Source organism: uncultured Cytophaga sp. (assembly GCF_937863595.1).
In the GTDB taxonomy this organism is placed as follows: domain Bacteria; phylum Bacteroidota; class Bacteroidia; order Cytophagales; family Cytophagaceae; genus Cytophaga.
This window is the reverse complement of record NZ_CALMGQ010000041.1, coordinates 1-6,826: the sequence shown is the minus strand read 5'-3', so window position 1 is coordinate 6,826 and position 6,826 is coordinate 1. Positions and strand designations below refer to the sequence as shown.

General features: G+C 34.6%; 5 protein-coding genes and 1 riboswitch. Of the genes, 2 read left to right on the top strand and 3 right to left on the bottom strand.

Going from position 1 to position 6,826, the window contains the following annotated elements; genetic code table 11:
* The first annotated feature begins 414 nt into the window (after window positions 1-414).
* Window positions 415-747, top strand: coding sequence for a cupin (locus Q0543_RS03165; protein WP_299248993.1), 333 nt, complete (start codon window positions 415-417; stop codon window positions 745-747).
* 26 nt (window positions 748-773) lie between these two features.
* Window positions 774-2,990: a nitric-oxide reductase large subunit gene (locus Q0543_RS03160; protein ID WP_299248991.1), complete on the top strand. Its 2,217-nt coding sequence runs from the start codon at window positions 774-776 to the stop codon at window positions 2,988-2,990.
* Window positions 2,991-3,562: 572 nt separating this feature from the next.
* On the opposite strand, the gene Q0543_RS03155 is transcribed toward Q0543_RS03160, so the two are convergent.
* Genes Q0543_RS03155 through Q0543_RS03145 form a run of 3 tightly spaced genes read right to left on the bottom strand, consistent with a single transcriptional unit; the run spans window position 3,563 to window position 6,510 of the window.
* Window positions 3,563-4,279: an anaerobic ribonucleoside-triphosphate reductase activating protein gene (locus tag Q0543_RS03155; RefSeq protein WP_366799982.1), complete on the bottom strand. Its 717-nt coding sequence runs from the start codon at window positions 4,277-4,279 to the stop codon at window positions 3,563-3,565.
* On the bottom strand, window positions 4,236-4,394 hold the full coding sequence (gene nrdD, locus Q0543_RS17020; protein WP_366799981.1) for an anaerobic ribonucleoside-triphosphate reductase: 159 nt from the start codon (window positions 4,392-4,394) through the stop codon (window positions 4,236-4,238). The genes Q0543_RS03155 and nrdD overlap by 44 nt, the downstream gene beginning before the upstream one ends.
* Entirely contained in the window at window positions 4,384-6,510 is a 2,127-nt protein-coding gene (locus Q0543_RS03145) for a ribonucleoside triphosphate reductase (RefSeq protein WP_299248988.1), read from the bottom strand. Before Q0543_RS03145 ends, nrdD begins: the two co-directional genes overlap by 11 nt.
* A 159-nt stretch (window positions 6,511-6,669) precedes the next feature.
* A riboswitch (cobalamin riboswitch) is annotated at window positions 6,670-6,826 on the bottom strand. This riboswitch is flagged as partial in the annotation.

The window sequence follows — 6,826 nt, the reverse complement described above, 5'->3', positions numbered from 1 at the left end:
GTTATATTTTTTGTTGATATATAATACTATTCATGAAATATCTGTAAATATATTAAAAATAATAAAGGATAATTTTGTCCCTTATTATTTACGTGTTATTATTGCATAATAATTCAGCCTACATGTTGTCTACGCCATGTAAAATTGTTTTATGGAAATATGTGATTTGAGCTATACAATGATGAAGAAGAGAATGAACTAGAAAATTGCTATTGCAATAAATTTAACACAGCTATTCTAATGAAATTCGATTAAAAATGAACCCACTCAAAATAAGAGTGACATGGAATCTTTATGTCTAATTTTCAATAAGAAATGAAATATGTGTAACCCTATTGTGGGTGTTATCTTGTTTATGTATAAAAATTTTATTTAAGATTCAATATCAATTCAGCTTGCAGAAAAATAATAATTATGGAAAAAGGTTCATTAAATGAAAATGTAGAATTTAGCGATTCGAAACCAGCGGTTAGTGTTCTATTACAAACGCTCTATTCAAAGGAAGTTCGAATACTACTTAAGAAAGATCAATATATGAAAGAGCATAAAGCTCCATATCCCATTGTGATTGAGATATTTGATGGGGTCATTGAATTTGGCGTGAATGATGAGAAACAAATACTAACACGAGGAGATATTATTGCTTTAGATGCTTCCGTCATACATGATTTAAAAGGAATAACAGATGCAATCATTCGCTTAACCATTCATAAAAATGATACAGTTGAGCGCGTTCAATCAATTTAAAAAAAACAATTAAATAATCAATTAACATGAAAAAAGCTTGGATCGCATTTATAGCGGTATTTATATTATCCTTTCTGGTATTGATCGGAGTAGGGAAAGAAATTTATCAAACACAACCTCCTATCCCTGATAAAGTTGTTATCAAGAATACAAATGAAGTTGTATACACAAAAGCAGATATTCAAATAGGTCAAAACGTTTGGGAATCTATTGGTGGAATGGAAGTAGGTTCCATCTGGGGGCATGGTAGTTATGTTGCGCCTGATTGGACGGCCGATTGGATACATAAGGAAGCTGTTTTTATGTTAAATGATTGGGCGAAAGAATATAATATGCCATACGATAGTTTGGATGTAGAAAAAAAAGCTGCTCTAAAAGCACGTTTGATTAAAGACATCAAAACGAATTCATTTGATGAAAAAACAAAAACAATTTCTATCTCCGCAGAACGCTTGAAGGCTATTAAAAGCAATACTGCGCATTACACGAAAATTTTCTCTGAAGGAAAAGAAGAGTATGCAATACCAAGAGGAGCATTAAAGGACGAAAAAAGATTAGCACAATTGAATGCGTTTTTATTCTGGACTTCGTGGGCTGCGAGTACAAATAGACCGAATTTAGATTACACATATACGTCAAACTGGCCACATGAACCCTTGATTGATAATTTAATCACGGATAGTTCTATTATCTGGTCTGGTTTGTCAATTGTATTGTTGCTTTTATTCATTGGTGTATTGACCTATTACTATTTATTAAATCATGAAAAAGGGGAGATCTTAAAAACGCCAAACAAAGATCCACTTGGAGATATGAAGTTATTCCCTTCTCAAAAAGCAGTGTTGAAATACTTTTTAGTTATTTCATTCTTAATTGCCTTACAAGTAATACTGGGAATTATTACTGTGCATTACACGGTAGAAGGACAAGCTTTCTTTGGTATTGAAATTTCTCAGTTCTTACCATACTCCATTACTAGAACGTGGCACACGCAGCTAGCCGTATTTTGGATTGCTGCTACATGGCTTGCTACAGGCTTATTCTTAGCGCCTATGATTTCTGGGAAAGAGTTTAAATATCATACATGGGGGATCAACTTCTTATTCGTTGCATTGCTGATTATTGTATTGGGTTCTATGTTTGGCGAATGGTTGGGTGTTCATCAATTCTTAGACCATACTGCAAACTTCTTTTTTGGTCACCAAGGATATGAGTACATGGATTTAGGTCGTTTCTGGCAATTATTATTGGCAGTAGGTTTAGTGTTGTGGGTATTTATGGTGACACAACACATCACATCTGCTATACGTGAAGGAAGATCTTCTAAGTCGCTTTTGACCATGTTATTGATTTCTGTTATGGCAATTGGTATGTTCTTCTTCTCGGGTTTGATGTACGGTGAAAATAGTAGCTTACCTGTAATTAATTATTGGAGATGGTGGTTGGTACACCTTTGGGTTGAAGGCTTCTTTGAAGTATTTGCTACGGTTGTGATTGCATATATCTTCTCTCAAATGCAAATTATTTCTGCTAAAACAGCGGGTAAGGTTTCCGTAGCTTCTGCAAGTATTTTCTTGGCAGGCGGTATTCTAGGAACCTTACACCACTTGTATTTCTCAGGTACGCCTGTAAAGGCTATAGCACTTGGTGCTACATTTAGTGCCTTAGAAGTTGTGCCACTCACCTTGATGGGCTATGAAATACGTGAGAATTGGAATCACTTAAAGGCAGCCCCTTGGATGCAAAAATACAAATGGCCTATTTTCTTTTTCATTGGAGTAGCTTTTTGGAACTTTGTAGGTGCGGGTATATTTGGATTCTTAATCAATCCACCGATTGCATTGTATTATATTCAAGGATTAAATACTACAGCAGTACATGCGCACACAGCATTATTTGGAGTGTATGGAATGCTGGGAATGGGCTTCATTTTAATCTGTTTACGATTCTACTCGGATCGCGATGGTGATGTTAAAAAGTTGAAAATTGCCTTTTGGGCATTGAATATTGGATTGGTTGCAATGGTTGTATTTAGTTTATTACCTATCGGTATTATTCAATCGTACATGTCGATTACTAAAGGATATTCTTTCGCACGAGATTCTGAATTGCTCTATTCACCAACCATTCAAACATTGAAATGGATGCGAATAATTGGTGATGTTATATTCTCCGTTGGTATCTTCTTCTTCTGTTGGTATGCAGTAAAAGAAACGATTTACAACTTGAAACGAAAAATCTAGTTTATAGTTTGTTGTTTGTTTAGTAAGATGTCTGTATAAAGAATGTATTTCTTTGTACAGACATCTTTTTTTGTGCTTGTTAAGAATATATTTCGGAATTGTTGATGATACCATATTCAATGCCGTTTCCTTAAGTCAGAATCACTGCTGTTGTTGGTGTTTCCGCCAGCTCTGCTGTTGAATAATGAACTAAAACAACGTGGTTCGCCAACAACTAGTAAATACATCCCTTACGGAAATGGTTGTTGGTGCACCGCGAAAAAATATTTCAATAACATTGATTTGCTCTGGCGGATACGCCAACAACAGATCATTTATACGGTTTATTTGCTTGAGTAAACGACATTCATACCCAATCATATTTGAGTCATAGTTCAATCTTTTAAGATTGGTTGGTCGAAAATGCACAACCTAGGGAATTAATATAGGAATGGACTGTAATTAAATTTGATATGTCAGGTTCAATAACGAGCATTGATTTATTCGTGCTTGTTTCTTCCAAATCCATCATCCCCAACGAAGCAACATCGATGGGTGTATTTATAGGAGTTTATGCATCAGAAAGAAGTATTTTAATTTCTTATTTGAATAGGAATGTTGGTCTTTGAAAAAATATTTTCTGTTATTTTATTAGATGTATTGGCTAGGTTTCCAATGGTTTTTACATTGTTTAAATAATTTTGTATGTAGAAAATTCCTTTATATTCCATCTTTTCTAGATATGCAATCATCGCTTGTATATCTTCTACATTCAATAAGTTGGTGTGTACAGTAGTGCGTATTTCAAAAGGTATTTTATATTGTTGAAAAAGTAAAAGTGATGCTTCAAATGCTGAAAATAAATTTGATTGTGTTATTGCTTGAAATTTATTTGGCAAGGCTTTAAAATCCAACGAAATAAAATCAACCAAATTGTTTTGAATCAATTTTTCTAAAAATATCGGGTTAGAACCATTGGTATCTATTTTAACCAACAGTCCCATTTTTTTTAATTCAATAGCCAATTCAAATACTTGTTTGTGTAAGGTGCATTCTCCACCGCTTAATACAACGCCATCTAAAAGTCCGATTCTAGACTGTATAAATTGGAGTGCTTCACCAATTGTTTTTTTTCCTTTTCCAAAAACAATGTCTGGGTTATAACAATAGGAACAACGCATATTGCAGCCTGTAAACCAAAGGATACAGGCTGTTTTATGCGGATAGTCTAGCAATGTAAATGGTGTTATATCGTAAATGACACGCTTATTTAACACATTCGCTAAATTGAGTTCGTTGTTTGTGTTCACCTTTTTTACCGATGTTAAAACTTTCTACTGGTCTGTGGTATCCCATTACTCGGGTGTATACCAAACATTTTGTTCTTAATTCATTGTGTTGACTTAACACATCTTCAGATTTCATTTGTTGTTGCATAATTGGTTTGTTTGTTGGTTAATTGATTGAGTAAAATATTATCGCACTGGGGGCAATATTCATGCTCGCCAGAAATATTTCCATGCGTAGGGCAGATGCTAAATACAGGCGTAATTGTGATGTAGGGAAGTTTGAAATTACTCACTACTTTTTTAACCATGTTTCTGCATACTTCAATGGAACTTATTTTTTCTTTCATATATAAGTGAAGTACTGTCCCTCCAGTATACATGCACTGCAATTCGTCTTGTAACAACAACGCTTCAAATGGGTCGTCTGTGTGATCCACAGGAATTTGTGAGCTGTTGGTGTAATAAATATTTTCACCTTCTCCTGCGTGCTTAATTTCTGGGTAGCGTTTTTTATCTTCTTTCGCAAATCGATAGGTTGTTCCTTCCGCTGGGGTCGCTTCTAAATTATAGAGGTTTCCTGTTTCTTCTTGAAATGCTTTCATGCGATTACGGATATGGAGTAGTATTTCTGAAACAAAATCAATTCCGTGTTCACTGGTAACATCTAATTTGCCATCTGTAAAGTTTAGCAACATTTCATTCATTCCATTTACCCCAATGGTAGAAAAGTGATTTCTAAAATGTGTTAAATAACGTTTTGTATATGGGTACAAACCCCTGTCATACATTTCTTGAATAAAAATGCGTTTCTTTTCTAAGGTCGATTTTGAAATTTCCAACAGAATATTTAATCGATCGTAGAGTGCTTTTTTATCACCTTTGAATAGAAAGCCTAGACGTGCCATATTAATGGTAACTACGCCAATGCTTCCAGTCATTTCGGCACTACCAAATAGTCCATTACCTCGTTTCAAAAGTTCGCGCAAGTCCAGTTGCAAACGGCAACACATACTTCTTACCGCATTGGGCTTGTATGCATTTGGGTTTTCGACTTTATTTCCATCTGCGTCTAGTGTGTATTGACTGCCAATGAAATTTTGAAAATATGAGGAACCTATTTTAGCAGTATTTTCAAAAAGTATATCCGTATTTTCTCCATACCAATCAAAGTCTTCAGTAATATTAACGGTCGGTATAGGAAATGTAAAGGGTTGTCCATTTGCATCGCCTTCAGTCATTACGGTGTAATACGCTTTGTTAATCATGTGCATTTCCTTTTGGAAATGGCTATAGGTTAGTTCTTCCAATGATCTTGCTCCGCGTTCTATTGCAGATTTTTCTAATAAAGCATCTGTAATTCCTTTAAATAGATGCACATCTTTTTTTGTTGGAATTTGACTTTTAAGATCTTCAGGCGGAACCCAATCAAGCGTAATGTTTGTGAAAGGAGATTGTCCCCAACGTGCCGGTACATTTAGGTTGTAGACAAAACTACGAATGGCTTTTAATACATCTGTTTCGGTTAGCTTGTCTTTGAAAACATAGGGTGCAAGATAGGTATCAAAGGAGCTGAATGCTTGTGCGCCTGCCCACTCACTTTGTAATATTCCTAAAAAATTGGCCATTTGCCCTAAGGCTTCTCTAAAATGAGAGGGGGCTTTACTTTCAACCCTCCCGCGTACGCCATTAAAGCCATCATTCAACAGCACACGTAAGCTCCACCCAGCACAATAGCCGGTTAAACAATCTAAATCATGTATGTGAATGTCGCCATTTCTATGTGCGTATCCTTCTTCTTTTGAATAAACTTTATCTAGCCAGTAGTTGGCAATGATTTTGCCCGCAACATTATTTACCAATCCTGCATTTGAATAGGATGTATTTGCATTGGCATGTATTCTCCAATCCGATTTTTCAATATATTCTTCAATGGTTTGACTGGAATTGACGTACGTTGTATCCTCATTTAAGCCCGCTACATGCTCTCTTTGTAATTTTCGAGTATGCCTATAAAGCATAAAGGAACGCATCACTTCAAAGGCACCATTTTTGAAAAGTTCTTTTTCAATAATGTCTTGTATTTCTTCAACCGACCAGATTGTTTTATGTTCTAATTTTTCAAGCGTTTTTAAATAAACAGCTTCATTATAGGTTGTATGCGTACTTGAAAAACCTTTTTTTAAGGCATCTTCAATTTTGAAAAGTTTAAAGGGTTGATACGCTCCATTTCTTTTAATAACATAATTTTCCATGCAGTATTCTATTTTAGTGTTAAAATATATGCCGCAAAAATGAATGTAAAAAATATGTATGCATGCAACACATAGATTCATTTGTATGAATTTATATATCATTCATGTAAATAAATGATGTGCATCACTTTTTATTACACCCTTCATTCGCGGAAGTTTTTGTAATGAATAGTATTAGGCAAATTTTCTGACTCCTCTCAAGATATATGTTGTATTTTATGAATTTATAAATTCATATACATGTCTTGAGAGCCACAGTTGCGCGACAGTTCGTGATTTAAACACGATTCCTTTTTAATCATTCATTGTGAATGAA

Excerpts from the sequence above, each read along its gene's own strand:
- Q0543_RS03165 (WP_299248993.1), top strand. The coding sequence starts at position 415 with ATGGAAAAAGGTTCATTAAATGAAAATGTAGAATTTAGCGATTCGAAA.
- Q0543_RS03160 (WP_299248991.1), top strand. The coding sequence starts at position 774 with ATGAAAAAAGCTTGGATCGCATTTATAGCGGTATTTATATTATCCTTT.
- nrdD (WP_366799981.1), bottom strand. The coding sequence starts at position 4,394 with ATGAAATCTGAAGATGTGTTAAGTCAACACAATGAATTAAGAACAAAA.
- Q0543_RS03145 (WP_299248988.1), bottom strand. The coding sequence starts at position 6,510 with ATGGAAAATTATGTTATTAAAAGAAATGGAGCGTATCAACCCTTTAAA.